The organism is Antricoccus suffuscus (assembly GCF_003003235.1).
Lineage (GTDB): Bacteria > Actinomycetota > Actinomycetes > Mycobacteriales > Antricoccaceae > Antricoccus > Antricoccus suffuscus.
The window spans coordinates 191,235-218,206 of sequence record NZ_PVUE01000002.1; the positions used below are offsets into that span (position 1 = coordinate 191,235).

Here is a 26,972-nt window from a genome sequence, read left to right on the forward strand (position 1 = left end):
TGTTGCGCGATTGGGTAAAGCCAGGTTCAACCGATAGGGCGGCGTACGTCGTAAGTTTGCCGGGAGTTCACCGGGTGGACTCGTTGGCCGCGCGTTGCTCGTACTCGGCGAATAGTGCCGCTGTACGCGGTCCAAGGCCCAGGTCTGCCGCTTCGCTGAGCTCATCCAGGGTGTCGACGTCGGTGCGCACGGTAGGTGCCGATACGTCGATCGACACGGCGCCCGTGGCGGCGTGCGCGGCGGCGGAGTCGTAGCCGAACTGGGGGTCGAGTGCGGTTTCTGGTCCGGCTGCCAACAGCGAGGTCCCGATTCTGCTGGAGTCCGCGACGTACGACCGCGCAAAACGCGCCGCGTCGACCAGTACGGCGGACAGTTCAGCGGGCGTCAGAGTCGGGAGGTCTGCGGTGAGCGCGGCGACGTACTTAGCGCCGGCGTCGCGGGCGGCGAGTTCACCGCTGTGGATGGCATCGTTGAGGCGCGCGAACCCTGGTGACTCAATGGGCAGCTTCGACTGCTCGACTACGACGATGGCGCCGAGCTCCCGCACGCCAGCCGCGATCTGGAGGTCCTCGGTGACGACGTACACCGCCTGGACCTGTTCGCTGGAGAGTGCCGCTTCGACGGTGTCGTAGGCGAAGGCCGCGGCGAGGGCCGCGTTGTCGATGAGCCCTTCGGGCTCGGTGACGACCCGCGTCTTGGCCCGCTGAGTCGCCTTGACCGGTATGACGAGCGACCAGAGCCGCGCGGCATCGGCCGGGTCGCCCGGAGCGTTTCCGGCGTACCGTGCTGAGGCTGTGGAATCTCGCTCTGTGTCATGCATTAAAGACATCATTGCAAGTCGCTAAGGTGAGCAGACCATTGAGCATGCAAATTAGGCCCGTGCGGCGTCATCGAACGACGCCGGTGGTAGCGAATTACGCAACAACGCGACAGGAGATCAACCGGTGAGCACCTCGGCAGATAAGAAGCCCAAACGGAAGCGTCCCGGCGGCCGGGAGCTCTCGCTGACGCTGAGGTTCGTGGCGCCGCTCGTCCGCAACGCGTCGCGGTTGCTGTTCAAAGAGAAATTCCGCAACCGCGAGTTGATCCCGGCGACCGGCCCCGCGCTCCTGGTCCTTAACCATGTTTCGGTTGTCGATCCACTCGCCGTTGCCAGTTACGTCTGGTCGGCCGGTCGTCTGCCGCGCTTCATGATCAAAGACGGTGTGTTCAAGGCTCCCGTCGTCGGCGCCGCGATGCGCCACTGCAAGCAGATCGAGGTCGCCCGCGGATCGGCAAACGCGCTGAAATCCATCGACGACGCGGTCTCGATACTCCAAGAAGGCGGCGTTGTGGTCGTCTATCCCGAGGGCACCGTCACCCGCAACGACAGCTTCTGGCCGATGCGCTCCAAGACTGGTGTCGCACGGATCGCCCGTGCCGCACCTGATGCGCCGGTGATCACGCTGTCGCAGTGGGGCGCGCAGGACACCTGGAACTACCACACGCGTAAGAAATCCATTTTCCCGCGCAAGAAGGTGACCATCGTGGCGCACGGTGAGTTGGACCTGACCGCCGAACGTGCCTTGCCGAATTCCGAGTCGTACCGACGGATGACCGACCGCATGATGAACGACATTGCTGCCGGGGTTGGCGAACTCCGCGGCGAGACGCCACCGCCGGACCTGTTCGCTGACGGCAAGAGTGATGCCTCATGACGAAGGTCGCCGTTCTCGGTTCAGGATCCTGGGGTACGGCGTACGCAAAGGTCCTAGCCGACGCGGGCTCCGAGGTGCTGCTGTGGGCGCGGCGTCCCGAGGTTGCGACGTCGGTGAACCGCTATCAGGAGAACCCGGACTACTTGCCGGGTGTCACGCTGCCGATCACGTTGAAGGCAACAGCGGACTATCGGCAGGCTCTCGACGGCGCGCGGATCGTCGTACTGGCGATACCGTCGCAGACGCTGCGGGAGAATCTCGCCGATTGGCGTGACTTTATTGGCCCGGACGCGACTCTCGTCAGCTTGATGAAAGGGATCGAGCTTGGTACGACGATGCGCATGTCACAGGTGATCGCGGAAGTCGGCGGCGTCGGTGACGAACGCATCGCGGTCGTCACCGGTCCCAACCTGGCCCGCGAGATCGCGGGGGAACAGCCGGCCGCGACGGTGATCGCCTGCGCCGACCACGACCGCGCGGTCGAACTGCAGCAGGCCAGCCAGACGGCTTACTTCCGGCCCTATACGCACACCGACGTCGTCGGCTGCGAGCTCGGCGGTGCCGTCAAGAACGTCATCGCGCTCGCGTGCGGGATCGCCGAAGGCATGGGGTTCGGCGACAACACGAAGGCAACGTTGATGACCCGCGGGTTGGCCGAGACTTCGCGGCTGGGAGTCGCGCTTGGCGCGCAGCGCGGGACCTTCTCCGGTCTTGCGGGCCTCGGTGACCTTGCCGCGACATGCACCTCACCGCTGTCGCGCAACCGGACGTTCGGCGAGCGACTCGGGATCGGTGAGAGCCTCGAACAGGCGTTGCGGCGTACCAAACAAGTCGCCGAAGGAGTCAAGTCGTGCCGTTCGATCCTCGACCTCGCCACGAAGAACGGCGTGGAAATGCCCATCACCGCTGCGGTCGTCGCGATCTGCCACGAAGGACGCCGGGCACGCGATGAGGTGGGGGCGCTGATGGGGCGCGCGACGAAACCTGAATCGCTGGCCTGAGACCGAGCGCAGGCTACTTCTCGATCGACTTCAAGCGCTGCTTGACGACCGTCGAGATCGGCGCGATCGCGGTGCTTCCCGCGACCTCGTTGGGAACCGCGACCGAGATGTAGACCTCTCGATCCATCGCGGTCCACAGCGTGTTGTCGCCGGGTACGCCGTACGCCGACGTGTCGGTCTGGGTCTTGACGAACCACGTGACGTCGTTGACGACGGTCAACTGTGCGGTGGCCTTGTAGCCCGCCGGCTTGGCGACACCGCAGATCAGCACGACCGGTGGCTGGCCCCACGCCATCGAGCCCGGGTGGCCCTTCACCGAGCGCTGCGTGCGGCCGTCGATCTCCGTTGGCAGGCCGTCTACGAGGTTCGCGCAGATGTCCTGGGTGCCATCGACTTCAGGCACCGTGACGTCGCTCAGTGTGCTGGAGTTGTTCTTACTGGCGTCCCCAACGCCGCTGAGGTTGTTGGCAATGATTGTGGCGGTGATACCGGCGGCAACGAGGGCGGTGGGAATCGCGATGTACGTGGCAAGCCGGGCAGGTGATACGGACACGGTGAGAAGCTCGAGCCTCCGTTAGAGGTTGACTGACTGGTTGGACGGTCGGCGGGTTGACTGTGAGTTGACTTAGAGATTGACGACAGGACAAGTGAGTGTGCGAGTGATGCCGTCGATGCCCTGTACCCGCGCAACGACCAGCTTGCCCAGCTCGTCGACATTGCGTGCCTCAGCCCGCACGATGACGTCGTACGGCCCGGTCACGTCGTCGGCAACCTTGACTCCCGGCATGTCGCGGACCTCAGCGGCGACATCAGCGGCTCGACCGACCTCGGTCTGGATGAGAATGTATGCCTCTACCATTGGGTTGCCCTCCTACATGTACGGCCCGGCACCCAAAAGTACCGCAGATTCGGGCCGCCTGTCGCGGCGGCGTCGGCCGCACCCGGCATGATGGAGCGCACGCGGTGTGGCGCCGTACTTATCGAAAGGGGCGAGCAATCGCTAGGGAAGAACGACGACCAGACGACCCGAGTACGGCGCGGACGGTACGCGACATCGGCGAGTTCGGGCTCATCGACCGCGTAGTACGCCGTACCGCTGCACCCAACGACCGTGTGTTGGTCGGGCCAGGTGATGACTGCGCTGTGATGTCTGCGCCGGACGGCAGGGTCGTCGTGACGACCGACGTACTGGTCGAGGGACGACATTTCCGGCGGGACTGGGGAAGTGGCGAGGACACCGGCCGCCGCGCCGCCGCGGCCAACCTTGCCGACATCGTCGCGATGGGCGCCGTACCGACCGGAATCGTCGTCGGACTTGCCTGCCCGGCAGAGCTCGAGATCGCCTGGGTAGAGGCATTTTCGGACGGACTGCGGGACGAGTGCGCGCTGGTTGGCGCTTCCGTGATCGGTGGCGACATTTCGCGTAGCGACGCGATATTCATCTCCGTGACCGCCTTCGGCGACCTGGAGGAACGCGCACCGGTGCTGCGTGGCGGCGCGGGCGTCGGGGACGTGGTCGCGCTGTGCGGCCGGACCGGATACGCGGCGGCCGGACTCGCCATACTGTCGCGTGGGTTCAGAGCCGGCAAGGCCTTCATCGACGCCTATCGACGCCCCGAACCGCCGTACGCCGAGGGGAAGTCGGCAGCGCTCGCCGGTGCGACCTCGATGTGCGACGTCAGCGACGGACTGATTCAAGACCTCGGGCATATCGCCGCGGCGAGTGGTGTGCAGATCGATCTGCAGCGCGCCGCGTTCGACGTCCCGTCGCGGATGGTCGAGATCGGTTCGGCGCTCGGCCAAGACCCGCTCGGCTGGGTGCTCGGTGGAGGCGACGACCACGCACTGGTCGCGACGTTCCCTTCGAGCGGTTCGGTACCAGACGGCTGGCAGGTCGTCGGTACGACGCTTCGCGCCGCGGATCGAGACGACGCCCCGCCGGTCACGATCGACGGTGAGGCGCCGACCATGGCCGGCTGGAACCACTTCTAGCGTCGGTCCGCCGCTTCGTAACTCGCCGCCGCGTACAAATGTATGGTTCCGCAGCGCCGTCGGCGAGATCGTGCTGTCAACCAGCACACTTGTACCATCAAGGTGCGCGAGTGACGGATCACGGGCCAATCGTGACCGATCGCGGTCGTGGGACACGGATCGGTATCGAGATTTAGCGGGTCGTCGTTTGTGTCGACGTTTTCGGCGTTGAGATGCCATGATCGTGCCATGGGCATCGTCACTATCTCGGCGTCGTACGGCACATCCAGTGCGCAGGTCGGTCCAGCGGTTGCGCGGGCCCTGCATCTACCGTTTGTGGACCGCGCAATACCGCAAGCCGTTGCGCGTGCGCTCGGCGTACCGCTGTCGGACGCCGAGGAACAGGACGGCAAGGCCGCGACCGGTATGTGGCGGCTGATCAGTTCGATCGCGATGGTTCCGGACCTGACCGGCGGCGAGCACCTGGTCTACAACAAGGTCGCCGACGAGCGCCTATTCAAAGAGAAGACCGAGCAGGTGCTTCATCAGGTCGCCGATGGGCCCGGCGGCGTGATCCTCGGACGCTGTGCGGTCCTCGTGCTCCGCGACCAGCCGGATGCGCTTCACGTGCGGTTGGATGGTCCGCTCGACAAGCGGGTGGCGTTGTTGGCCAAGCTCAAGGATCTCGATCTCGAAGAGGCGCACAAGCAGGTGGAGTCCACCGACCGTGCGCGCAAGGCCTATGCGCACTCGTTCTACAAGTGCGATCTCAACGATGCCCGCAACTACCAACTCGTCATTGACGCGACGGCGTTTCCGACCGAAGACGTCACCGACATGATCGTGCACGCGGCCAAAGCCCGCGGGATCCGTCCCGCCGACTAGGCAGACCGTCCGCGTCCTTGTTACACGTTTCTCCTCCTCATCACGCCTTTTCGTGCGGGACTACGAAAGAGAAAGCCGTGACCAGGGGATTGATCGGAACGCGAAAAGCCGCCCCAATGGGGCGGCTTTTGTTGCGTGTAGCCGGTAGTGCCGTGCGGGCTGTTAGCCCTTGACGACCTTGCCGCTCTTGATGCAGGTCGTGCATGCGTTGAGCGTCTTGTGGGTGCCACCGGCGACAACGGCGTGTACCCGCTGCACATTCGGATTCCAGCGACGGCTGGTCCGGCGATGAGAGTGCGAGACCGACTTGCCGAAACTCGGCTTCTTACCACAGACGTCGCAAACGCTAGCCACGGGAAACTCCTGGAATATCGTGTAATGAAAAATTAGTCGGCTGCTCGGTTTGGACGAGCGCGCGACGTTCGGTGAATCTGAACGTGCATGGAACCTGTCCAAATGGGCAACCTATCTAGAGTAACCGGTGCCGACTCCGTACGTAAAGTCGGGTCCGGGTCGGGTGCGCCACATTCGGTACGTCGTACTCAACACATAAGGTAAACGATCGGCAGCGGTATCGAATGGTGAGGGAGGTTGCATTGTCTGACGACGCGACCTCGGCACCTCAGGATCCCGACCTGCGGATGGATGCCGCGACGGTACGACGCTGGTGTTCGGCGGCTGTCGACGCGCTCGGCGCGCACCGCGACGAGATCGACCTGCTCAACGTCTTTCCGGTTCCCGACGGCGATACCGGCACCAATATGCTGCTCACGCTGCGCGCGATGACCGAGGCCCTACGTCGTGAACGGCCTACTGACGTCGGTTCGGCGGCGGCCGTGATCGCTCGCGGCGCACTCCTCGGCGCGCGCGGCAACTCGGGAGTGATTCTGAGCCAGTTCGTGCGCGGAATGTCGGAGGTCCTCGGTGAACTCGACGAAGACGCGATTCGCACGCGACCGACCTCATTGCTCGCCGAGTCTCTCTCGCGGGGTGCCCAACTTGCCCGCAAGGCCGTGTCCGACCCGGTCGAAGGCACCATCCTGACGGTCGCCGACCGTGCCGCCGAAGGCGCCCGTGACGCAGCGGCACGCGCAACTTTGGACATGGCGGGGATCGCGGACGTCGCTACGGCCGCTGCGGCGGCGGCTTCGGCAGCGGTGACTCAGACCCAGTTTCAGCTACCGGCGCTCACGAGAGCCAAGGTCGTCGATGCAGGCGGTCGCGGACTGTCGATCATCTTCGACGCGCTCGCGGCGGTCACTGGTGGCCAGCCTTCTGGCGGCCCCGCATGGGCGCGCAAGGCTCCAACCACGCCGAGCGACTTCGACGAGCCTTACGCCGGCCGCCACGGTTCCGACGGGTTCGCCTATGAAGTCATCTATCTGCTCGATGCCGGGCGGACCGCAGTCGCCACGCTCGAAGAATCACTGCGGTCTTTGGGTGACAGCGTGGTGATCGCCGAAGGCAGCGCGACTGAGGCCGACGCAAACACGCTGACCTGGCGGATCCACGTGCACGTCAACGACGTGGGAGCCGCGATCGAGGCTGGCATCCAAGCCGGCCGGCCGCATCAGATCGAGGTCACCAGGTTCGAGGATCACCGCGACGGCGGACTGACTCCGCTGCGTGGTGTCGCGGTCGTGGCCATCGCCCCCGGAGACGCGCTTCGTTCGGCGTTCCTCGGAGAAGGTGTCACGGTCGTCGACAGCGGCCCCGCGCGCCGCCCATCGACCGCCGAGGTGCTCGCGGCGATCGAAGATACCCATGCCGCCCACGTCGTCGTACTTCCCAATGACGGCGACTGCACCGCGGTGGCCGACGCGGCCGCGAGCGAGGCGCGCACCTTTGGGCACGACGTCGCCGTTGTGCCGACCAAGTCGGTGATGCAGGGGCTGGCAGCGGTCGCCGTACACGATGCCGAGCGCCGATTCAACGAAGATGTGATCGCGATGGCCGAGGCGGCGGCGGCGACTCGCTTCGCCGATATCGCGGTCGCCGCGCGCGAAGCGCTCACCATGGCCGGACACTGTCACCCCGGGGATGTCATCGGCTCGATCGAAAACGACGTGGTGAAGATCGGCTCATCGGTGCTGGAGGTCGCCCTTGACCTGCTCGACCGCTTCCTCGCGACCGGGGGAGAGCTCGTGACGGTCGCCGTGAGCCCGTCGGCGCCGGACGAACTCGCCGATGACCTCAGCCGCGACATCGCGACTCGGCATCCGGAGGTCGAGGTCAGCATCTTGGCAGGGGGACATCCGGACCACTTACTTCTACTGGGGGTGGAGTAGCTCGTGATCACGCTGGACACCTCACTCCTGGACGTTCTAGGGCTAAAGCCTGCCAAGGCATTCGAGGCGAAATTCGGGTTCGTGACCGTCAACGACCTGCTGCACCACTATCCGCGCCGCTACTACAAACGTGGCGACCCGCGCGATTCGGGCGGGCTCGAGGTCGGTGAGCACGTCACCTTCTACACCGAGGTCGTCGCGGTGCAATGGATCGGCCCTCGGGGCGCACAGGCGCGCGGCGGCAAGGGTCCGAAGGGCCGCGCCATCATCTCGCTGGATGTTCCCACGGGGACCATCGATGCCATCTTCTGGAACCAGCCGTGGCGGGTCAAGCAGCTCGAGCCGGGTACGACGGGGTTGTTCGCCGGGGTCGTGACGTCCTTTAACGGCAAGCTGCAGCTGAGCTCGCCCGAGATCGAGATCTTTTCATCGGTAGGGCTCGCCAACACCGAAGGCGTGTCGGTCACTGATCCGCAGCGCTGGCAAGACCGCATGATGCCTATCTACCCGGCGAAACCCAAGTTCACCAGTGGGGCAATCCGCCAGTCGGTCGAGTTGGTGGTCGACGGCCTCGCCCCGATCGAGGACCCAATCGCCAACGCCGAGCTCAAGGAACTCGGCTACGTCGATCTGGATACGGCGCTGCGCCACAAACACCTGCCGATCACCGAGAAGCAGTGGCTGGCCGCCGACGAGCGGCTGAAGTTTCAAGAGGCCCTGTCGATCCAGCTGCTGCTGGCAAAGCGGCGGATCGAGGCTGCGAGCGCGCCGGCGATCCCGCGGCCGAGAAGCGCCAACGGCGCCGGTGCCGCATTCGACAAGGAGTTGCCGTTCGAGCGCACCGCGGGGCAGATCGAAGTCGGTGAGGAGATCGCGGACGACCTGTCGCAGTCGCATCCGATGCACCGACTACTGCAGGGGGATGTTGGTTCCGGTAAGACACTGGTTGCGCTGCGCGCAATGCTGCAAGTCATCGACCGTGGCGGGCAAGCCGCGCTGCTCGCGCCCACCGAGGTCCTCGCCTTCCAACACGCTCGCTCGATCCGGGAGTCTCTAGGTCCCCTTGGGTCGGCCGGCGAGCTCGACAGCGTGCCCGACGCGGTCAAGATCGTGACGCTCACTGCGGGCCTTAGCACGGCGCGCCGTAAGGAGGCCATGGCACAGATCGCCTCCGGCGAGGCTGACATCGTCGTCGGCACCCATGCCCTTCTCGAACCCAAAGTGCAGTTCGCGGATCTTGGGATGGTGGTGATCGATGAGCAACATAGATTTGGCGTCGAACAGCGCGATGCCTTGCGACGTAAGGGATCTGACGGTTCGATACCGCACACCCTGGTGATGACCGCGACCCCGATTCCGCGCACCGTTGCGATCACGATGTTCGGCGAGCTCGGTGTGTCGACCATGCGCGATATGCCGCCGGGCCGTTCGCCGATCGCCACGACCCTCGTCCCGGCCGGAGCGCGTCCGGCGTGGGTGCAGCGGGCGTGGGAGCGCGTGCGTGAGGAGGTCGCGAACGGGCACCAGGCCTACGTCGTATGTCCGCGGATCGGCCTGGACGACGCCGATGACGTGGACGACAAGGACGCGCTCGAAGAAGATCCCGCCGCTGACGACAAGAAGCGCCGGCCCATAGCTGCACTCGAACTGGCCAAGTTGCTCAGTGAGGGAGAACTGGAAGGGCTGCGGGTAGAGGTACTGCACGGCAAGTTGGCCCCGGACGTCAAGGACCGCGTCATGAGGCGATTCGCGGACGGCGAGATCGATGTACTTGTCGCGACGACCGTCATCGAGGTCGGCGTCGACGTACCTAATGCGACGGTGATGGTGATCATGGACGCGGAGCGCTTCGGCCTCTCGACCCTGCACCAGTTACGCGGTCGGGTCGGCCGCGGCAAGGATGCGGGTCTATGCCTGCTCATCACGCAGGTCTCGCCGCACTCGCCGTCGGTCGAGCGGTTGAAGGCGCTGGAGAAGAGCAACGACGGATTTGAGCTGGCGCGGCTCGATCTCAAACAGCGCCGCGAGGGTGATGTGCTCGGTGTCGCCCAGTCCGGCACCCGCAACCACCTCAAACTGTTGTCGCTCGTCGACGATGAGGACGTGATCGAGAAGGCGCGCGACTACTGCGACAGGGTGTTACACGCCGACCCGACTCTGGCGCGGCACGTCGTACTCCGCAGCGAGCTTGAGGCGCTCGAAGCCGAGGCCCGCTCGGAATACCTCGAGATGGGTTAGCGGTGACGAGAATCGTCGCCGGCGAGTACGGCGGCCGGCTGCTCAAGGCTCCCACCGGCGCCACCACCCGGCCCACCTCCGACCGGACTCGCGAGGCGCTGTTCGCCTCCATCGAGGCGACGCACGAGTTGACCGACGGGCCGTTTATCGACCTGTACGCCGGCAGCGGCGCCATCGGGCTGGAGGCGATCTCGCGCGGTGCGCCGACGGCGTACTTCGTCGAACGCCATCCGCAGGCGGCCGCGGTCATCCGCGCCAACGTCGCGACGCTGCGCGCGCAGGACCGCTGCACCGTCCTCCAGCAACCGGCCGACCGAGCGTGTCAGGCGGGTGCCGTCGACGCGCAGACCGTCTTCATTGACCCGCCGTACGACGTGCGGACCCCCGAGCTGGCGGATCTGCTGCGGACCCTGCTCGACGAAGGACTGTGTCGCCCGGACGCCCTGGTTGTCGTCGAGCGCGCGCACCGCGACCGGTGGGAATGGCCGGGTGGGGTTGAGCCGCTGCGCGACCGGCGGTACGGCGCCGCGCACCTTTGGTACGGTCTCGCATTGTGAGCACCCAACAGAACCCCATCACCGTCACCAACATCACGCGACGGGTCGCGTGTCCGGGCTCGTTCGATCCGCTGACAAACGGGCATCTCGACATCTTCACGCGCGCTAGCGAGGTCTTCGACGAGGTCTACGCGTTGGTCACGGTCAACCCGTCGAAGAAGACGATGTTCAGCCTTGAGGAGCGGATGAAGCTCATCCAGGAGTCGACCGCGCATCTGCCCAACGTCCGAGTTGACTCCATCTCCAGCCTGCTGGTCGACTACTGCCGCGCCAACGACATCAAGGCCATCTGTAAGGGGCTGCGCGTCGCCACCGATTTCGACTACGAAATTCAGATGGCGCAGATGAATCACAAAATTGCCGGCGTCGAAACGCTGTTTCTAGCGGCAAATCCGCAGCATAGTTACCTATCCTCGAGTCTGATAAAGGAAGTTGCGAAGTACGGCGGAGACGTGAAGGACATGCTCCCCGCGCCGGCGTACGCCGCACTGATGACTCGCCTTGCCGAGCAGTCCGCACCATAGCGCGGTCGCGCGGCAGGGCCGATAACTGGCCCGACGTACACGAAGGAACCTTAGGATGAACCGCGTATTTGAGATCCTCGACGAAATCATTGAGGCGGTGGAGGCCGCCAAAGGCGTGCCCATGTCCTCGTCGGCGATCTTGAACAGGCCGGCACTGCTTGACTTGCTCGACGACCTGCGGGACGCGTTCCCGACCGCCGTCGAGGACGCGCGCGAGATTCTTGAGCAGCGCGACGACATCATCGAGTCGGCGCGTCAAGAGGCCGAGCGCGTTCACGAGGTGAGTACGTCGGAGGCCGACCGCGTCGTCAACGAGGCCAGGCAGCATGCCGATCATTCGGTCGCCACCGCCAACAACGAGGCTGACCGAGTCGTCAACGCGGCGCACGCCGAGGCCACCGCGTTGACGGAGAAGGCTAACGCCGACGCCGATCGCGCGATCGCGAACAGTCACGCTGAGCACGAGAGGCTCGTCAGCGAACACGAGGTGCACGCCTCTGCGCTGCGCAGCGCAGAGCAGATTGAGGCCACCGCCAACGACCGGGCGCGCGCGCTGCGCGCCGACGCCGACAAGTACGTCGACGACAGCCTGACCTCGCTTGCCACCACACTGCAAAAGCTTGGCAAGACCGTCGATCATGGCCGCGAAGCGCTCCGCGAGCGCCGCGGTAGCGACACCGGTTACGAAGCGGTATTCGACCAGAACGGCTGAGCGGCGCGGTCGGCGAATGGTGAGCCACGCGACGTCGCCTCGAGTACGCGGATACTAGCGGTACGGCCTCTCGAGCAGGTAGTCTTAACGGTCGGCCCGGGCAACTGGGCCACTCGCTGAGCAGGCCGTTCGCGAGGATAATTTTGCCCAACGCATCGGTGATATGACTACTAATCGCAGAGAACACCACGGCTCGTCCGCGCCCGGACGTGCCGCAGGTGCCCCCGCGAGGCACAGTCACAAGTACCCGCCGTCCGGACCGCTGGTCATCGATATCAGAGACCTGGGCCGGCAGCCGGGTGCCGGGCGAGATGTCGTCACGCAGGTTCCGGCGCCGGCGGACCTCGGCCTTGAGTTGATCAAGATCCCGCAGGACTCGACGCTCGAGCTCGATCTGCGGGTCGAGTCGGTCGCTGAGGGAGTGCTGGTCACCGGCACCGTGCGCGGCACGGCGGTGGCCGAATGCGGTCGTTGTCTGACCGCGACAACTGAAGATGTGCAGGTGAATCTCACCGAGCTTTTTGCCTACCCGGGCACCAAGACCGACGAGACCACCGAAGAGGACGAGGTCAACCGACTGGTCGATGACCGGGCCGACCTCGAGGCAGTGATCCGCAATGAGATCGTCACCGAACTGCCGCTGACACCGCTGTGCAAACCAGACTGTCAAGGATTATGCGCCGGATGCGGCGAACGGCTCGAGGATCTGCCGGAGGATCACGCGCACGAGCTGATCGACCCGCGCTGGGCCGCGTTGCGCGAGAAGTTCAGTGGCGCCGAACCCGGCGGCGACGATCACGACGACTCGTGAGAGCGGAATAACTCGATCAGGTTGCTGTTCGTGATCGAGCAGCAAGTAAGATCATTCGTCGGTCTTTGATGAGCGTCGATTGAGCATCACCGAAGCTTTACCAGAAACGCAGCACCGAGATACCGCACGCACTGTGCGGCATAACTGAGGAGAATCTAATGGCCGTCCCCAAGCGGAAGAAGTCGCGCTCGAACACCCGGGCACGTCGTTCGCAGTGGAAGACGACGCCCACCGCGCTGACCACCTGCACTAACCGTGCGTGCGGCGCGCCCGTCCGCCCGCACACCGCGTGCGGCGCATGTGGCCAGTACGACGGACGTCAGGTCCTCGAGGTCTGACCTTCCGGCACACCGGTTATGACGGGGCGCCGACAACGATGAGCGAATCACAAGAAGAACGATTCGCTCATCTTTGTGTATCGATCGGCGCCGAAATTCCGCAAGACTTCCTCGAGCTGGCGCTGATGCACCGCTCGTACGCGTACGAAAACGGTGGGCTGCCGACCAACGAGCGACTCGAGTTCCTGGGCGACTCGGTGCTGTCGCTGCACGTGACCGAGGCGCTGTATCGCAACTTCCCGGACCTGCCCGAGGGGCGGCTCGCCAAGCTGCGCGCGTCCGTCGTCAACATGCGAGCGCTGGCGAGCGTGGCGCGCACTCTTGGGCCCAACGGGTTGGGCGAATACATCAAGCTCGGCCGCGGTGAGACCGTGACCGGCGGCGCCGACAAGGACTCGATCCTCGCCGATGCGCTGGAGGCGATACTCGGGGCGGTGCATCTGGGCACCGGCCCCGACGCCGCGAAGACCGTCGTACGCAAGCTGTTCGACCCACTTATCGAGGCGGCGGCATCTAGCGGTGCCGGGCTCGACTGGAAGACCCATTTGCAGGAGCTCACCGCGACCCGGGGACTCGGCGTGCCGACCTACCGGCTACAGCACACCGGCCCCGACCACGCGCGAGTCTTCTCTGCAACCGTCGTCCTCGGCGAGGCGGCGTATGGGTCCGGCAGCGGCCGGACGAAGAAGGAGGCCGAGCAGATTGCCGCTCGACTCACGGTCGAGACGATCGATTCCGGCGGGGCGAGCACCGATTAGCCGGTACGCCGGTGCCTGAGCTTCCCGAGGTTGAGGTCGTCAGGCGCGGCCTGCACGATCACGTCGTCGGCCGCATCGTCGCGAATGTCGCCGTACAACACCCGCGAGCGGTACGCCGGCACATCGCCGGACCCGCAGACCTCGAACAGCGCCTTACGGGGGCGACGATCACCGGCACCGCCCGCCGCGGTAAGTATCTCTGGCTGGTACTCGACCACGAGGACGCGCTGCTGGTCCACCTCGGGATGAGCGGTCAGATGCTCGTCGTACCGTCCGGGCTCGCTCCATCGACGCACGAGCGCGTCCGGTTTCGCTTCGCCGACGACGGCCCGGATCTGAGCTTCGTTGACCAGCGCACGTTTGGGCACCTGATGTTCGATGCCGGGGGAGCGGCGCTGCCCAGCGTCATCGCGCACATCGCGCGGGACCCGTTCGACGCGGAGTACGACGTGGCCGCGGTCGCCGCCCGGATCAAGAAACGGCGCACCGGGCTCAAACGCGCGCTGCTGGACCAGAGCGTCGTGTCCGGAATCGGCAACATCTACGCTGACGAGGCGCTCTGGGCGGCCCAGCTGCACGGCGCGCGACCGACCGAGAAGCTCACCAAACCGCAGATCATCCGGGCACTGGATGCCGCCCGCGAGGTGATGGCGCAGGCGCTCGGCCAAGGTGGCACGTCGTTCGATGCGCTGTACGTCAACGTCAACGGGGCGAGCGGCTACTTCGACCGCTCGCTGCACGCCTACGGTCAACGTGACGTGCCGTGCGCACGATGCGGTACGCCGATCCGTCGCGAGTCGTTTATGAACCGCTCGTCGTACTCCTGCCCGAAATGCCAGCCGCGACCCCGAAACGGCCGCTTCTAGTCCGGCTCACGCCACGAACCCCGTCGGCATCGCCTACTGGCCAGCAATCCGACCTCGCCCTCCCGCCGCCAACTGCATCGCGTGGGACGGGATCGCTGAAGGGGGCAGGTGTGGGACGGTTGGCCGTTGGTGAGTAACGTGCCCTGACATGACTTCTGGAACCTTATTGATCGCTGGCTCGATCGCGACCGACCATTTGTTGACATTCAGTGGCAAGTTCGCCGATTCGCTGGTGGTCGATCAACTCGACAAGCTATCGGTCTCGTTCCTGGTCGACGACCTGGAGATCCGGCGCGGCGGGGTTGCCGCCAACGTGTGCTTCGGACTCGGACGCCTCGGACTGCGGCCGGTGCTCGTCGGCGCTGTCGGCGAGGACTTCGACGAATACCGCTCCTGGCTGGAACGGCACAATGTCGACTGCCAGTCGGTGCACGTCTCCGAGTCACTACACACCGCCCGATTCATCGGGACGACCGACGCCGATATGGCGCAGTTCGCGACCTTCTATGCCGGGGCCATGTCGGAGGCCCGGCAGATCGAGTTGGGCCCGATCGTCAGCCGCGTCGGAGCGCCGTCGTACGTCTTGATCGGCGCAGATGACCCCGAGGCGATGCGCCGGCACACCCACGAGTGTCGGGAACGCGGGTTCCCGTTCATCGCTGACTGTTCGCAGCAGCTGGCCTTCGGCGACGGGGAACTGATCCGCGATCTGATCGACGGTGCGGCCATCCTGATCTCCAACGAGTACGAGTCACACATCATCGAGAAGAAGACCGGTTGGAGCGCTGAAGAGATCCTCAAGCGGGTCGGGATGCAGGTCACCACCCTCGGCAAGGACGGCGTCCGGGTGAGCATCGCAGACAAGACATCGGTCGAGGTCGGTGCCACGCCGGAACTGACCCGTGCCGACCCGACCGGCGTCGGTGATGCCTTCCGCGCCGGCTTCCTCGCGGCGCTCAGCTGGGGACTGCAGTTGGAGAGCGCCGCTCAGGTCGGCTGCACCCTGGCGGCGTACGTGGTCGAAACCGTCGGCACCCAGGAATACGACTTCACCTCCGCCGAATTCTGCCAACGCCTGGGCGGCGCGTACGGTCCCGAAGTCGCCGCCGAAGTAGCCACCCACCTCGCGGCCCCGAAAGCATCAGAGTCTCAGCGCGTTACGACGCGATCGAGCTCCTGACGACGTCCGCTTGGGCGGCAGCTCTCGTCGAAACCACCCGTGCAAGTCCGCTTGCGCGGGTGCTTTCGTTCGCGGGGCCGTGCCCCGTGAGGCTTGTGGGACTGATGAGAAGCGAGTGACATTCGCGGTCGTGGCGACAGTGCACGTGTCATCGGGGAGTGCGCCCGCAAGCCCGTGGGTCCCTGGTTTCGACCGCGCGCCAAGGTATCGTCGAGTAGTTCCGAAGCCAGTAAGCGCCCGCGTCGTAGACGCACCGTATTGCCGCAGTAATGGAGTTCGTACGTGCATCTGAAGAGCCTCACGGTGAAGGGCTTCAAGTCCTTCGCGTCAGCGACGACTTTGCGTTTCGAGCCCGGCGTGACTTGCGTGGTCGGCCCCAATGGCTCGGGCAAGTCCAACGTCGTCGACGCGATCTCGTGGGTGCTCGGCGAGCAAGGCGCAAAGGCGCTGCGCGGCGGCAAGATGGAAGATGTCATTTTCGCCGGTACGGCGGGGCGTGCGCCGCTCGGACGCGCCGAGGTGACTCTCACCATCGACAACAGCGATAACGCGCTGCCGATCGACTACGCCGAAGTCTCGGTCACGCGCCGGATGTTCCGCTCCGGCGAGAGCGAGTACGAGATCAACGGCGACTCCTGCCGGCTGCTGGACATCCAGGAATTGCTTTCGGACTCGGGCATTGGCCGCGAGATGCACGTGATCGTGGGACAGGGCCAGCTCGACGGTGTCCTGCAGGCGCGGCCCGAAGATCGTCGTGGCTTCATCGAAGAGGCCGCCGGCGTACTGAAGCACCGCAAACGCAAGGAAAAAGCCATCCGCAAGCTCGACGCGATGATGGCTAACTTGACTCGAGTGACCGACCTGACTGACGAGCTGCGTCGACAACTCAAACCGTTGGGTCGGCAGGCCGACGTAGCGCGCCGAGCCGCCGCCATCCAGGCCGACGTGCGTGACTCGCGGCTGCGGCTATTGGCCGACGACATCGTGACCATGCGCTCGACCCTCGACAAAGAGGTCGCCGACGAGACCGCGATGCGACAGCGGCGTACCGAGGTCGAGGCCGGCCTCGCGACCCTGACCAGCCGCGAGGCGGAGCTCGACGACGCGCTCGCCACTGATGCGCCGGCGCTTGCCGCGGCGCAAGAGGCGTTTTATGGGCTGTCGGCGTTGGGTGAACGGTTGCGGGGCACGGCACAGCTGGCTACCGAACGACACCGCAACCTCAGCGAACCCCTTGAGGATCCCCAGACGGCGCGCGACCCAGACGAGCTGGACCGCCAGGCTGCAATCTTCGCCGCAGAGCTGGAAAAGTTGCGCGGAGAGCTCGAAGCCGACCAGGCGAAGCTGCAGGAGATCGGTGACTCGAAGCGCGCCAGCGAAGCCGAGCTCAAGACCGCCGAGGAGCAACTCGTCGCCGCCGTACGCGCGATCGCCGACCGCAGAGAAGGCCTCGCCCGGCTCACCGGTCAGGTTAACGCGCTGCGGGCCCGAGCGGCCGCCGCCGTCGACGAGCTCGCTCGGCTGGAGTCTGCGCTGACCGAGGCGACGGCGCGGGCGCAGGACTCGACCGCGAAGTTCGAACAACTGCAGTCCTCGGTCGGTGAGCTCGACGACGGTGAGCACGGCCTTGACGAACGCCATGAGGCCGCCGTGGCCGCGCATGAAGGTGCCGTCGCGAAGACCCGCGAGGTCAAGAATGCACTGCGCGAGGCCGAGCAAGACGTCAAGTCGTGGACGGTACGCCGCGACGCGCTGGCCGTGGGGCTTAAACGTAAAGACGGCAGCGCCACGATCCTGGCCGCGAAGGACGAGCTTCCCGGCGTACTTGGTGCGCTGGCGACCATGCTCAACGTGCACGCGGGGTATGAGGCCGCGCTCGCCGCGGCGCTCGGTGCGCTCGCCGATGCCACCGTCGTGGCCAGCCCGAAGGACGCTGGCCGCGCGATCGAACTGCTCAAGGACAAGGATGCCGGTCAGGCCTCGATGCTCGTCTCGTCGTTCAGCGGTGAGGCCGACCGGTACGCAGCCCTCAGCCTGCCGTCGGGTGCGAAGTGGGCCGCGGACGTCGTTGACGCGCCGGCCAACATCGCCGGCGTACTGGCGCACGTGCTCGCTGGGATCGCGGTCGTTGAGGACATCCAGGCCGCTCAGGACCTGGCTTCGGCGCACCCGGAAGTTCGGGCCGTCACCAAAGACGGAGACGTCATCGGCGGTGACTGCGCGCGTGGCGGCTCGGGTACGGCGCCCAGCATGATCGAGATCCACGCCGCCGTCGACGAAGCCGAGTCGAAGCGGGCGGCGGCTGCTATGGAAGCCGAGCGACTCACGGGCGCCCTCGAGTCTGCGCAACAGGAACAGCAGCGTCTCGGGGCCGACGTCGAGGAAGCGATCGCGGCGCTCAACGAGTCCGACGCCCGAATGTCGGCCGTTGCCGAAGAACTCGGCCAGCTCGGCTCTGCTGCGCGCAACGCCACCTCGGAGGCGGACCGGCTGACCAAGTCGCAGGCCGCGGCAGAGGAGGCCCGCGACCGTGACCTCAGCGGTCTGGCCGAGCTTGAAGAACGGCTGCGCCTAGCCGAGGAAGCACCGGCGGACGAAGAGCCGTCGACCGAAGAACGTGACCGGCTGGCCGTCGTCGTCGGCACACTGCGCCAGCAAGAGGTCGACGTACGCCTCGGCGTACGCACCGCAGAGGAGCGGGTTCGTGCCCTCACCGGTCGCGTCGAATCCCTGCGGCGCAACGCTAGCAACGAACGCGCCGCCCGCGCCCGTTTGGAGAAGCAGCGCGCCGCCCGCGCCCGCGGAGCGCAGATAGCGGCCGACGTACGGGCTGCTGCCGAGCATGTCCTCACCCGGCTGGCCGTATCGGTCAAGCGCGCTGAATCTGAGCGCGACGCGATTGCCGCCAGCCGCGTGGAGCGCGAGGGCGAGCTGAAGGCAGTACGGGCGAAGCTGCGCGAATTGGGCGCCGACCTCGACCGGCTGACCGACGCCGTACACCGGGACGAAGTCGCGCGCGCTGAGCAGCGACTGCGGATCACCCAGCTTGAGGAGAAGTCGACCGAGGAGTACGGCGTCACGGTCGAGCATCTGGTCGAAGAGTACGGCCCGCAGCTACTCGTGCCGCCGACGGCCGGGATGGTCGCCGAGGCGGAGACCAAGGAGAAGCCGATCCCCGAACCAGAGCCGTTCGACCGCGGCGTACTGGAAAAACGGGCCGCCAAGGCCGAACGCGACCTCGCCCAGCTCGGCAAGGTCAATCCGCTGGCGCTCGAAGAGTTCGCGGCGCTTGAGGAACGGCACCAGTTCCTGACCGACCAGCTCGAAGACCTCAAGAACACCCGCCGTGATCTGCTCACCGTTGTCGCCGACGTCGATGCCCGCATCCTCGAGGTGTTCTCCTCGGCGTACGAAGACGTAGCCCGCGAGTTCGAGATCGTGTTTAAGACACTATTCCCGGGCGGCGACGGGCGCCTCGTGCTGACCGACCCGGACAACATGCTGACGACCGGGATCGAGGTCGAGGCGCGGCCGCCGGGCAAGAAGATCAAACGGTTGTCGCTGCTGTCCGGTGGTGAACGTTCACTGACGGCGGTTGCATTGCTGGTCGCGATCTTCCGTGCTCGGCCCAGCCCGTTTTACGTGATGGACGAGGTCGAGGCGGCGCTCGATGATGTCAACTTGGGCCGGCTCATCAGCCTGTTCGAGCAGCTGCGGGATACCAGCCAGCTGATCATCATCACCCACCAAAAGCGCACGATGGAGATCGCCGACGCGCTCTATGGCGTCACTATGCGCGGCGACGGCATCACCCAGGTGATCTCGCAACGCCTACGCGAGGTCTCCGCCGCCAGCTAGCGCGATCCGTCACAAAATGCCCCACGATCCGTCACAAAATGCCCCACGATCCGTCACCTCGTACCGCGCAGTCATCGGTCGGACGTTGCGTCGCGCAGTCCTGCCACGAGAAGTGCCTGTGCGCTGGTATACGTCGCCATTACGAGGGTGTCGAGACCGGCGTACCGGCGCGGGCCGAACTTTGTCAGGGCAACGAGCCCGTCGGACACGGTGAACAATATTCCGCCGGCAATGAGGCACCGCCCCGGCCCACCACCAGTGAGAAGCCCACGGCGGACCGCGGCGAACCCCATGGTGCTGACGAGACCGGCGTACGCCGCCACCGGCACCCGCAGCAGGGGATCGGTCTGTGACAATCGCTTCCACAGAAGGGTTCCTGCGGAAATGGCTGCGGTGGAGAACGCTCCTGCAGCGGTATTGATGGTGGCGCGCTTAGTGCCTGAATCAGGGACTGGTGCGGTCAACGCCTTCAGATAGCTCGCGTGCGCGGCGGCGAATCCGCCGACTCCGACGAGAAAACCCGCGTCCGATGAATTGAGCAACCCGACGTCGCCGACCCAGCTCGCGGCCAGTGCGACATCGACCTCACGTAGCGGTTGGCTGTGACTATGAGCATCCAAGGCGAGCAGCGGCATAAGGGCTGGTTTTGTGATCCGTCGGATTCGCTTGACACCAGGGGATTCCGCTGACGCGAGTAGCGCGTCGAGTGCGCTCACGGCGGCGTACACCATGGCCGTCGTACGCGGGCGTCTCATCCGATCATCGCGAGGAGCTTGTCGACGGTACGCCGATTGCGCGTCGTGATGACCCCGTCGAACTGCTTCCAGAATCCCGGCTTCACTTTCGACTTTGAAATTCCGTCCGGGCACCACTGGTAGATAGCCTGCCGACCAACGACGATCAGTTCGGGCGCGATGTCCTTCGCGGACGGCATCGAGATCGAGTCGGGATTCTCGATCGGCACTGAGCTGAACCCAATGACATGCCGAGCCGGATCGGTCGCGATCTGTTGCAGCGGGTCCTCGCTCGCAATCCGCGTGAACTCAGACTCGTCAAACAACACAACCGACGACTGCACACCGGTGGCCTCGAGTACGGCGGCCTCGATGTGATCGGCGTACGCGGCATCAAGCGTCTGGCTGCTACGGAAGACGACGTTGCCGCTACGCAACAGGGTTTGCGGATCGTCGAGGCCAAGCTCCGTGAACACGTCCTTAAGTGCTGGCATCTTGATTTGTTTCGCCGTACCGACGTTGATTCCGCGCATCAACGCGACGTATGCAGTCATGTCACACAGGATGCCACGTCCTTATGACCATCGCGGCGCGCGACCACGCGTGGCTCCCAGGGGCGGATTTGGTCGCGTAGTCGCGACCAAATCCGTCCCGCGGATAATGCCGTCGGCGGCATTCCGGTGCCGCTGACCTGCGAATGCCTGTGGACAATTTCTTGGGCATGTGCTGAGTGTTAGGTAATGTCGAGCGTCAGGTAACGGGTTATCCGGTGAGGTGGACGCGTGCACGGACGGAGACAGCGGCTCGGGGTCGCGATAGCGACGTGTGTGTTGATCGTCGTGTCCGGCTGTACGACGTCCGATGGCACGAAACCCACCGAACTACCCTCAGTGTCTAACTCCGGCAGCGCTTCGACTTCGTCGACGCCGAAGCTCACCACAGACCAGAAGGCGATCGTCAGCCAGTACAAGGCTTACTTCAACAATTTCGTCCAACTCGTCGGCGCGCCAAAACAGGTGGTCTTCGATGAGTTGACCAAGTACGCCTACCCAGCCGTCGTCGAGGTTGCGTACAAAGGGATGGCCGCAATCGCCGAGAAGGGTCAACGTGCGGGCGGAACGATCACGTATGGAGTCCTCGAACCGGCGGTTACCGATAAGTCGGCCACGATGGTCGAGTGCCGGAACATGACTAGCGAGACCTTGATCTCGGCTGTTGACGGAACGGTTGTATCCGAGGGTGCAGCAATCGCGCGGTTCAAGTCCTTCTTCGACCTCAACGAGGATGGGAAATGGCGAATAACCCAGCTCACCGCTAAGGCCGACGAGTGTTGACGCAGATTATTCGGGGCGTTTTCTTACTCATTGCTGTTGTATCAGTGTGCCTCGTCGCTCCCCGACAAGCACACGCCTGCTCCGCGAGTGCGAATGCCGAAACGTCCACAAATCAGGCGACAATCCAAGGGTCGAGTGACGAATGCGTACTGTTAGAACCGACCGCACCGACCCCTAACCAAGGCATCCCGGGCGGAAATGAGTCGACGGTGCCGGCAGCTACGGCGGGGACGTCGTCGGCGCCGGACCCTTGCAGCTACGCGTCGTACGCCGCCACGCCTTCAAATCCGTATACCGGGCAGGCTCCAGATACGGGGACGAAGACATACGACCAAGGCCGACCTCCGCCCGCCGGCGAGACATACGAGTCGGGCTACTGGGTCGGCTCCTACTGTCCGGGCGCGGCGCCGACTTACACCTGGGTCAGGAACGGGACGCCGGGTGTGCCGGGTGCTCCCGCAGCGCCGGTGTTGGCCGATCCGCAGCAGTTGGCGGTCGACCTGCGTAGCACTACCGCCGTCACGACTCCTGCCCTGAACATCAACCCTTACCTCGTCACACCCGACGGGCGCCGCGCAACGATGAAGAACGCGTACACCTGGTTCTGGGTCGACGTAGCGTCCTGGAGCGCGGTCACGCCGCGGATCGATGCTGGACCGGTGTGGGTCGAGGCAACGATCACTCCGGTGTCGCTGGTGATCGAGCCGAACGACGGAACGACTCCGACGAAGACGTGCAGCGGTCCGGGTACGCCAATCGGTGAGGGTGTCCCAATGAGCCAGCCGTCCCCGACGTGTTCGGTCGCATTCGCCGCACAAACCTACGGCGGGACCTGGCCGATGACTGTGCATGTGGTGTATTCGGTGACGTGGACCGGGTTTGACGGCACTCAGGCAGTCGGCGGGACGCTCGCGGATATCACCTCACCGGCGGTGGCGTATCCGATAGCGGTGTTGACGGCGAAACCCGAACTGGTCGATCCGAACCTTCCGCCATCGAAGTAGCCGGGCGGCGCCGTTCGACAGGCTCAGTGCGCCGATGGACTCAGGGTGGCGTTGAATATCAGTATGGAAAACATCGAGCCAAACGCGGCTCTCCTCATCATCGATGTACAGCACGGGTTTGATTCGTCGGCCTGGGGCCCAAGCACCAACCCGCAGTGTGAGGCCAACGTCGAGAAACTGGCTGAGGCTTGGGAAAAGTCCGATCGGCCGATCGTCGTTGTACGACACGATTCGCCCAAAGAAGGTTCGCCGCTGGCTCCGGGCACCGAGGGCAACATGCTCAAAGACTTCGTGGCCGCGTTGGACCCGGCGCTCAAGATCGGTAAGTCGGTCAACTCGGTGTTCTACGGTACGCCGGACCTCCAAGAATGGCTTGGGGCGCAAGGGATCTCGCAGTTCGTCGTGTGCGGTATCCAGACCAACATGTGTGTCGAGACGACCGCACGTATGGGTGGCAACCTCGGCTATCAGGTCGTCGTACCGATCGACGCGACGCGGACGTTCGACCTCAAAGGTCCCGACGGCACGACGACCTCGGCCGACGAACTCATGCGTACGACGGCCACCAATCTGCATGGCGGCGGCTTCGCGACGGTGACCTCTACGAGCGAGCTGCTTGCCGCACTGTAAGACAGTCCTAGAGACCGTTGAGGAATTCGGCGACGGCAGCGTTGAACAACTCCGGCTGGTCCATGTTTGCAGCGTGTCCGGCGTCCGGAATGACGACCTTGCGCGCGCCCGGGATCTTGCTGGTCATGTAGTCGGTCGCCGCGAGGTAGTTCGTGTCGTTGGCGCCGACCACGATGAGGGTCGGTACGTCGATCGTGGGCAATGAGTTGATTACCCGCGCGTCCTGCTGCGCAAGTACGCCGCGGGCCACGTGCATCAGCGCTTGCGGATTGTCGTGCACGGCGCCGGCGACTTCGGCCGACTTTGCCTGGCCCTGGTCCGCACTTCCTTTTTGGACCGCGACCTTCTCGGCGTACTCGTTCCACCCCGTGCGCGCTGAATCGCTCTTGTAGCCCGGGCCCGTGTCCTGCAACAGAAGTGCGGCGATTCGTTGGGGATGCGCCAAGTGGTAGGCGAGCGTGAGATAACCGCCAAGCGACATGCCGCCGACGATGACTTTGGGTGCGTCGAGCAGGTCGATCAGCGCGTCGATGTCCGCGACGTTGATCGCCTCGCTGTAACCCTCGGTCTTGCCAGGATCCCCGCTCTGCCCGTGACCGCGCTGGTCGTAGGTCAGCAGCGGTCGGTCTTTCGACAGCGCTTCGATGTTGGGTTCCCACATCGCCGCCGTCGCGGAGAAGCCGTGCGTAATGATCATCGGCGTGCCGGTGGCGTCCGGATTGTGGATCTCGTAAGCAAGTCGCGTGCCGTCGTCTCGTGTCAGGAACTGCCGCATTGTGCCTCCAGGTAGGGAATGTCGCCGACGTTACGCCGTTCCGCGGCGCGGAGACAAGATTGCAGACATGGCCGGTCGTACGTCGATGCTTGCTCAGCCGTCCCGTCGACGCTAGCGTCCAGCAAGGGATACTCGACATCGGCCGCCGCGTCGATGACGACTCGTTGTCCATGACTGTGCAACTCAACGCCTACGAAAGGGTGCTATGACGACCCCTCTTGGACTTGTGCTCAAGGCGGTATCTGCGTCCGACGTGACGACTATCGCCGCGGCGGCTGAAGACGCTGGCATCACGCACCTTTACCTACCCGAAACTGGTCTGCTGTCCGCGTCCAATGTGACTGGCCGCGACCCGTTCATTACGTCCGCCGCGGCATTGCGCGCGACGACAAGGATGCATGTCGGGCCCGGGATCGCGGCGTCAACGGTGCGGCCAAGTCGGATTGCCAGCCTGCTCGCGGCCACGATCAACGAAGAGTCTGACGGCCGGTTCATTATGGGTGTAGGCGTATCGCATCGCCCGACCATTGAGGCGCTCGGTTTGCCCTATCCGGCTTCACCGCTGGGCCAGCTCACGACGTACGTGCGCGAGGTCAAGGCGGCTTCCGCAGGTGACATCGGCTTCGGGGGAGGGTTCCCGGTCGTTGTTGGCGCGCTCGGGCCGAAGATGATCGACCTGGCTGCCTCCGAGTCCGACGGCGTCATCCTCAACTGGCTGACGCCACAGACAGCCGGTACGACGGCCGCGCAGATCGCGGCGGCCGCCACTGCAGCCGGCAAGAGTGGCGTGATGTCGGCGTTGTTCATCCGCGTTGGATCGCCGGAGAGCGTGCGGGCCGATGCCGCGTCGTACAACGACAACTTGCCCAACTATCGCAAGCATTTCGCGAGCCAAGGTCTCGCCGACGTAGAAGCAGTCGTCGCCGGCACGTGCATGCGGTACGACGCCGCGGCGGTTGTTGACACGCTCTCGAGCTACTACGAGCAGGGTGTCACCGTCCCGTGCGTCTACCCGACGGGGATGACGACCGAGCAGATCATCGAGTTGCTGGGACAGGTCGCGAAGCGTCGCGACGCCGGATCGAGTACGACGACCACTACGGATGGAGTCAACGCGTGAAACTACTGGCCGTCCCCGCGGGGCACGTGACGAGCAAGATGCCGGAGATGGAAGGTACGGCGCCCAACCCGGTCATGGCGTTCGTTATTCAGACCGCTGGCGAGACCGTCCTTTTCGACACCGGCATGCATCCACACGTGCGCGAGGACGCTGTCGGTTACTGGGGTGGGATCGCGCGGCGGCACCTCGTGCCGGTGCTGCCGGATGACGCCGATGTGGTGAGCCGTCTCGAGGCCGCGGGCATCGCCCCGAAGGACGTGACGCTTGTGCTCAACTCGCACCTGCACAACGACCATGCCGGGATGAACCGCTACTTCCCGGACAGCAGAGTCCTTGTGCGCCAGCGTGAGTGGGACCACGCGATCACCGTGATGGACGACAACTCCAGCGGTTTCGTGCGCAACGACTTCTATGACGACAGCGCGCTGCCGGAGTTCTTCGACTACGAGTCGGAGTGTGACCTGCTGGGTAACGGCGTACTCACGCTGGTGTCGACACCCGGCCATACACCGGGCCATCAGTGTCTGAAGATCACGTTTCCCTCTGGCGCTCAGCACATCCTGTCCGGCGACGCGGTTTACAACGCCGGCCAGCTTGACACCGGCGAACCGCCCGCCATCACCTGGGATCGGGACGTCGCCGTGGAGAGTGTCAAACGGCTGGCCGGCCTGCGCGACACCGGTGCCAGCGTGCACGTGTGCCACGACCCGGGTGAATGGCACGGCGTCGAAAAAATCCAGACGGTCTACGAGGAAAAGTGACGATAAGCAGACATCTTGCATCCGCCGGTACGGCGCTGACGGCCGGGTCCATCTGCCGCAAGCCGGATCCGCCGCGAACGCCGACAGCCTGCGGGAGGCCGCCGTCCTTGCCGAGCAGCTGGGATTTGCCGCGGCGTGGGTCAGTGATCACGTCGTCGTACAAAAAGGCTCGGTGTACCCGCCATCGGCGTATATCTATGAACCGATTGTGTCGCTCACGTGGGCTGCGGCCGCTACGAGTGTCATCGAACTCGGTACGACCGTGCTCGTTTTGCCGATGCGCCGCCCGGTGATCATGGCCAAGATGCTGTCATCGCTGGACATTCTCAGTAATGGCCGGCTTATCGTCGGCGGTGCGGGCGGTTACGTTGTGCCCGAGTTCGCGACTCTCGGCGTACCGATGGACGAACGCGGTCCGCGCACCGACGAGGCTATCGACATCATGCGCGCGATGTGGACCGAGGACCCGATTACGGGGGACTACCCGGTCCATGGCGTGACGTTCGACCAGATGCGCGCGAAACCGCAACCCGGTAGACGTATCCCGATCTGGATCGGCGGACACAGCGGACCGGCATTGCGTCGTGCGACCCGGCTTGGCGACGGATGGCACGGGATCCTCGCCGCGCCACGTGGAGCCGAGTTCGGCGATCTTGTGGCGCAGGTGTCGAAGGTCCGCGAGGAGCGGCCCGAAAGCGATTACGTCTTATCAGTGAGAGTGCCCTGGGACGGGCTGGAAGACGACCACGACGAGATGCTCGGCTGGATTGACAAGCTGCGCGAGCTCGGCATCACGCACATCTTGGCCGAGCCGCGGCAGCGCACTAAAGATGACTACCTACGTTCGATTGAGGGTCTTGCCGAGGTCTTCGGCCGGGCCGGGGCGCTGCAGCCACTATGACCGAGGCACCGTCCGGTGTGCCCGCCCGC

28 protein-coding genes are annotated in these 26,972 nt (G+C 65.0%); 21 read left to right on the forward strand and 7 right to left on the reverse strand.

Annotation, left to right across the window (positions count from 1 at the left end; genetic code table 11):
- Positions 1-67: 67 nt before the first annotated feature.
- Positions 68-820 (reverse strand): 2-phospho-L-lactate guanylyltransferase, encoded by a 753-nt coding sequence (gene cofC, locus CLV47_RS03700; RefSeq protein ID WP_106347649.1) that lies wholly within the window; start codon positions 818-820, stop codon positions 68-70.
- 124 nt (positions 821-944) lie between these two features.
- Between cofC and CLV47_RS03705 the strand changes: the two genes are divergently transcribed.
- Entirely contained in the window at positions 945-1,697 is a 753-nt protein-coding gene (locus CLV47_RS03705; RefSeq protein ID WP_106347650.1) for a lysophospholipid acyltransferase family protein, read from the forward strand.
- Complete coding sequence (locus CLV47_RS03710; protein ID WP_106347651.1) at positions 1,694-2,698, forward strand: NAD(P)H-dependent glycerol-3-phosphate dehydrogenase; 1,005 nt, start codon at positions 1,694-1,696, stop codon at positions 2,696-2,698. The genes CLV47_RS03705 and CLV47_RS03710 overlap by 4 nt, the downstream gene beginning before the upstream one ends.
- A 13-nt stretch (positions 2,699-2,711) precedes the next feature.
- On the opposite strand, the gene CLV47_RS03715 is transcribed toward CLV47_RS03710, so the two are convergent.
- Both CLV47_RS03715 and CLV47_RS03720 read right to left on the reverse strand, forming a co-directional pair.
- A complete protein-coding gene (locus CLV47_RS03715; protein ID WP_106347652.1) occupies positions 2,712-3,251 on the reverse strand; it encodes a DUF3515 domain-containing protein in 540 nt (179 codons plus the stop codon).
- Positions 3,252-3,323: 72 nt separating this feature from the next.
- Complete coding sequence (locus CLV47_RS03720) at positions 3,324-3,557, reverse strand: Lrp/AsnC family transcriptional regulator (RefSeq protein WP_106347653.1); 234 nt, start codon at positions 3,555-3,557, stop codon at positions 3,324-3,326.
- A 104-nt stretch (positions 3,558-3,661) separates the two neighbouring features.
- Here CLV47_RS03720 and CLV47_RS03725 point away from each other — a divergent pair, with 104 nt between their 5' ends.
- Positions 3,662-4,690, forward strand: a complete 1,029-nt coding sequence (locus CLV47_RS03725) for a thiamine-phosphate kinase (protein WP_238145204.1) — start codon at positions 3,662-3,664, stop codon at positions 4,688-4,690.
- Positions 4,691-4,918: 228 nt separating this feature from the next.
- Positions 4,919-5,554 (forward strand): cytidylate kinase-like family protein, encoded by a 636-nt coding sequence (locus tag CLV47_RS03735; RefSeq protein WP_106347656.1) that lies wholly within the window; start codon positions 4,919-4,921, stop codon positions 5,552-5,554.
- A gap of 162 nt (positions 5,555-5,716) precedes the next feature.
- On the opposite strand, the gene rpmB is transcribed toward CLV47_RS03735, so the two are convergent.
- Positions 5,717-5,908 carry a 50S ribosomal protein L28 gene (gene rpmB, locus CLV47_RS03740; protein WP_106347657.1) on the reverse strand — a complete coding sequence of 64 codons (192 nt, stop codon included), beginning with the start codon at positions 5,906-5,908 and terminating at the stop codon, positions 5,717-5,719.
- 242 nt (positions 5,909-6,150) lie between these two features.
- Between rpmB and CLV47_RS03745 the strand changes: the two genes are divergently transcribed.
- The 11 genes from CLV47_RS03745 (at position 6,151) to smc (ending at position 19,684) form a co-directional block, all read left to right on the forward strand.
- Complete coding sequence (locus CLV47_RS03745; RefSeq protein ID WP_238145206.1) at positions 6,151-7,842, forward strand: DAK2 domain-containing protein; 1,692 nt, start codon at positions 6,151-6,153, stop codon at positions 7,840-7,842.
- A gap of 3 nt (positions 7,843-7,845) precedes the next feature.
- Positions 7,846-10,080 carry an ATP-dependent DNA helicase RecG gene (locus tag CLV47_RS03750; RefSeq protein WP_106347658.1) on the forward strand — a complete coding sequence of 745 codons (2,235 nt, stop codon included), beginning with the start codon at positions 7,846-7,848 and terminating at the stop codon, positions 10,078-10,080.
- A gap of 2 nt (positions 10,081-10,082) precedes the next feature.
- The gene (rsmD, locus tag CLV47_RS03755; protein ID WP_106347659.1) at positions 10,083-10,637 is read left to right on the forward strand and encodes a 16S rRNA (guanine(966)-N(2))-methyltransferase RsmD; all 555 of its coding nucleotides are present in this window, start codon (positions 10,083-10,085) and stop codon (positions 10,635-10,637) included.
- Positions 10,634-11,161, forward strand: coding sequence for a pantetheine-phosphate adenylyltransferase (coaD, locus tag CLV47_RS03760; protein ID WP_238145208.1), 528 nt, complete (start codon positions 10,634-10,636; stop codon positions 11,159-11,161). Before rsmD ends, coaD begins: the two co-directional genes overlap by 4 nt.
- 55 nt (positions 11,162-11,216) lie before the next feature.
- Positions 11,217-11,873, forward strand: coding sequence for a hypothetical protein (locus CLV47_RS03765; protein ID WP_106347660.1), 657 nt, complete (start codon positions 11,217-11,219; stop codon positions 11,871-11,873).
- A 163-nt stretch (positions 11,874-12,036) separates the two neighbouring features.
- Complete coding sequence (locus CLV47_RS03770; RefSeq protein WP_106347661.1) at positions 12,037-12,684, forward strand: YceD family protein; 648 nt, start codon at positions 12,037-12,039, stop codon at positions 12,682-12,684.
- A gap of 158 nt (positions 12,685-12,842) precedes the next feature.
- On the forward strand, positions 12,843-13,022 hold the full coding sequence (gene rpmF / locus CLV47_RS03775) for a 50S ribosomal protein L32 (protein ID WP_106347662.1): 180 nt from the start codon (positions 12,843-12,845) through the stop codon (positions 13,020-13,022).
- Between the two features lie 38 nt (positions 13,023-13,060).
- Complete coding sequence (gene rnc, locus CLV47_RS03780; protein ID WP_106347663.1) at positions 13,061-13,780, forward strand: ribonuclease III; 720 nt, start codon at positions 13,061-13,063, stop codon at positions 13,778-13,780.
- Positions 13,781-13,791: 11 nt separating this feature from the next.
- Positions 13,792-14,646, forward strand: coding sequence for a bifunctional DNA-formamidopyrimidine glycosylase/DNA-(apurinic or apyrimidinic site) lyase (gene mutM / locus CLV47_RS03785; protein WP_106347664.1), 855 nt, complete (start codon positions 13,792-13,794; stop codon positions 14,644-14,646).
- Between the two features lie 148 nt (positions 14,647-14,794).
- On the forward strand, positions 14,795-15,826 hold the full coding sequence (locus CLV47_RS03790; protein ID WP_106347665.1) for a carbohydrate kinase family protein: 1,032 nt from the start codon (positions 14,795-14,797) through the stop codon (positions 15,824-15,826).
- A gap of 282 nt (positions 15,827-16,108) precedes the next feature.
- On the forward strand, positions 16,109-19,684 hold the full coding sequence (smc, locus tag CLV47_RS03795) for a chromosome segregation protein SMC (RefSeq protein ID WP_106347666.1): 3,576 nt from the start codon (positions 16,109-16,111) through the stop codon (positions 19,682-19,684).
- A 71-nt stretch (positions 19,685-19,755) separates the two neighbouring features.
- Here smc and CLV47_RS03800 read toward each other — a convergent pair whose 3' ends face one another.
- Entirely contained in the window at positions 19,756-20,439 is a 684-nt protein-coding gene (locus CLV47_RS03800) for a lysoplasmalogenase (RefSeq protein ID WP_106347667.1), read from the reverse strand.
- A complete protein-coding gene (locus CLV47_RS03805; protein ID WP_106347668.1) occupies positions 20,436-20,972 on the reverse strand; it encodes a DUF1697 domain-containing protein in 537 nt (178 codons plus the stop codon). The genes CLV47_RS03800 and CLV47_RS03805 overlap by 4 nt, the downstream gene beginning before the upstream one ends.
- Before the next feature lie 228 nt (positions 20,973-21,200).
- Here CLV47_RS03805 and CLV47_RS03810 point away from each other — a divergent pair, with 228 nt between their 5' ends.
- From CLV47_RS03810 to CLV47_RS03820, 3 genes are all read left to right on the forward strand, one after another.
- Complete coding sequence (locus tag CLV47_RS03810; protein WP_146135269.1) at positions 21,201-21,752, forward strand: hypothetical protein; 552 nt, start codon at positions 21,201-21,203, stop codon at positions 21,750-21,752.
- 209 nt (positions 21,753-21,961) lie between these two features.
- The gene (locus tag CLV47_RS03815) at positions 21,962-22,756 is read left to right on the forward strand and encodes a hypothetical protein (protein WP_146135270.1); all 795 of its coding nucleotides are present in this window, start codon (positions 21,962-21,964) and stop codon (positions 22,754-22,756) included.
- Positions 22,757-22,819: 63 nt separating this feature from the next.
- The gene (locus CLV47_RS03820) at positions 22,820-23,386 is read left to right on the forward strand and encodes a cysteine hydrolase family protein (protein ID WP_106347671.1); all 567 of its coding nucleotides are present in this window, start codon (positions 22,820-22,822) and stop codon (positions 23,384-23,386) included.
- A gap of 7 nt (positions 23,387-23,393) precedes the next feature.
- Here the strand turns inward: CLV47_RS03820 and CLV47_RS03825 are convergent, their stop codons facing one another.
- On the reverse strand, positions 23,394-24,161 hold the full coding sequence (locus CLV47_RS03825; RefSeq protein WP_106347672.1) for an alpha/beta fold hydrolase: 768 nt from the start codon (positions 24,159-24,161) through the stop codon (positions 23,394-23,396).
- Between the two features lie 205 nt (positions 24,162-24,366).
- Between CLV47_RS03825 and CLV47_RS03835 the strand changes: the two genes are divergently transcribed.
- From CLV47_RS03835 to CLV47_RS03845, 3 genes are read left to right on the forward strand one after another with little or no spacing between them, the layout of a single operon-like run.
- On the forward strand, positions 24,367-25,281 hold the full coding sequence (locus tag CLV47_RS03835; RefSeq protein WP_106347674.1) for an LLM class flavin-dependent oxidoreductase: 915 nt from the start codon (positions 24,367-24,369) through the stop codon (positions 25,279-25,281).
- Positions 25,278-26,042, forward strand: coding sequence for an N-acyl homoserine lactonase family protein (locus CLV47_RS03840; protein ID WP_106347675.1), 765 nt, complete (start codon positions 25,278-25,280; stop codon positions 26,040-26,042). Before CLV47_RS03835 ends, CLV47_RS03840 begins: the two co-directional genes overlap by 4 nt.
- Entirely contained in the window at positions 25,993-26,943 is a 951-nt protein-coding gene (locus CLV47_RS03845) for a TIGR03619 family F420-dependent LLM class oxidoreductase (RefSeq protein ID WP_170110946.1), read from the forward strand. The genes CLV47_RS03840 and CLV47_RS03845 overlap by 50 nt, the downstream gene beginning before the upstream one ends.
- Positions 26,944-26,972: the final 29 nt, after the last annotated feature.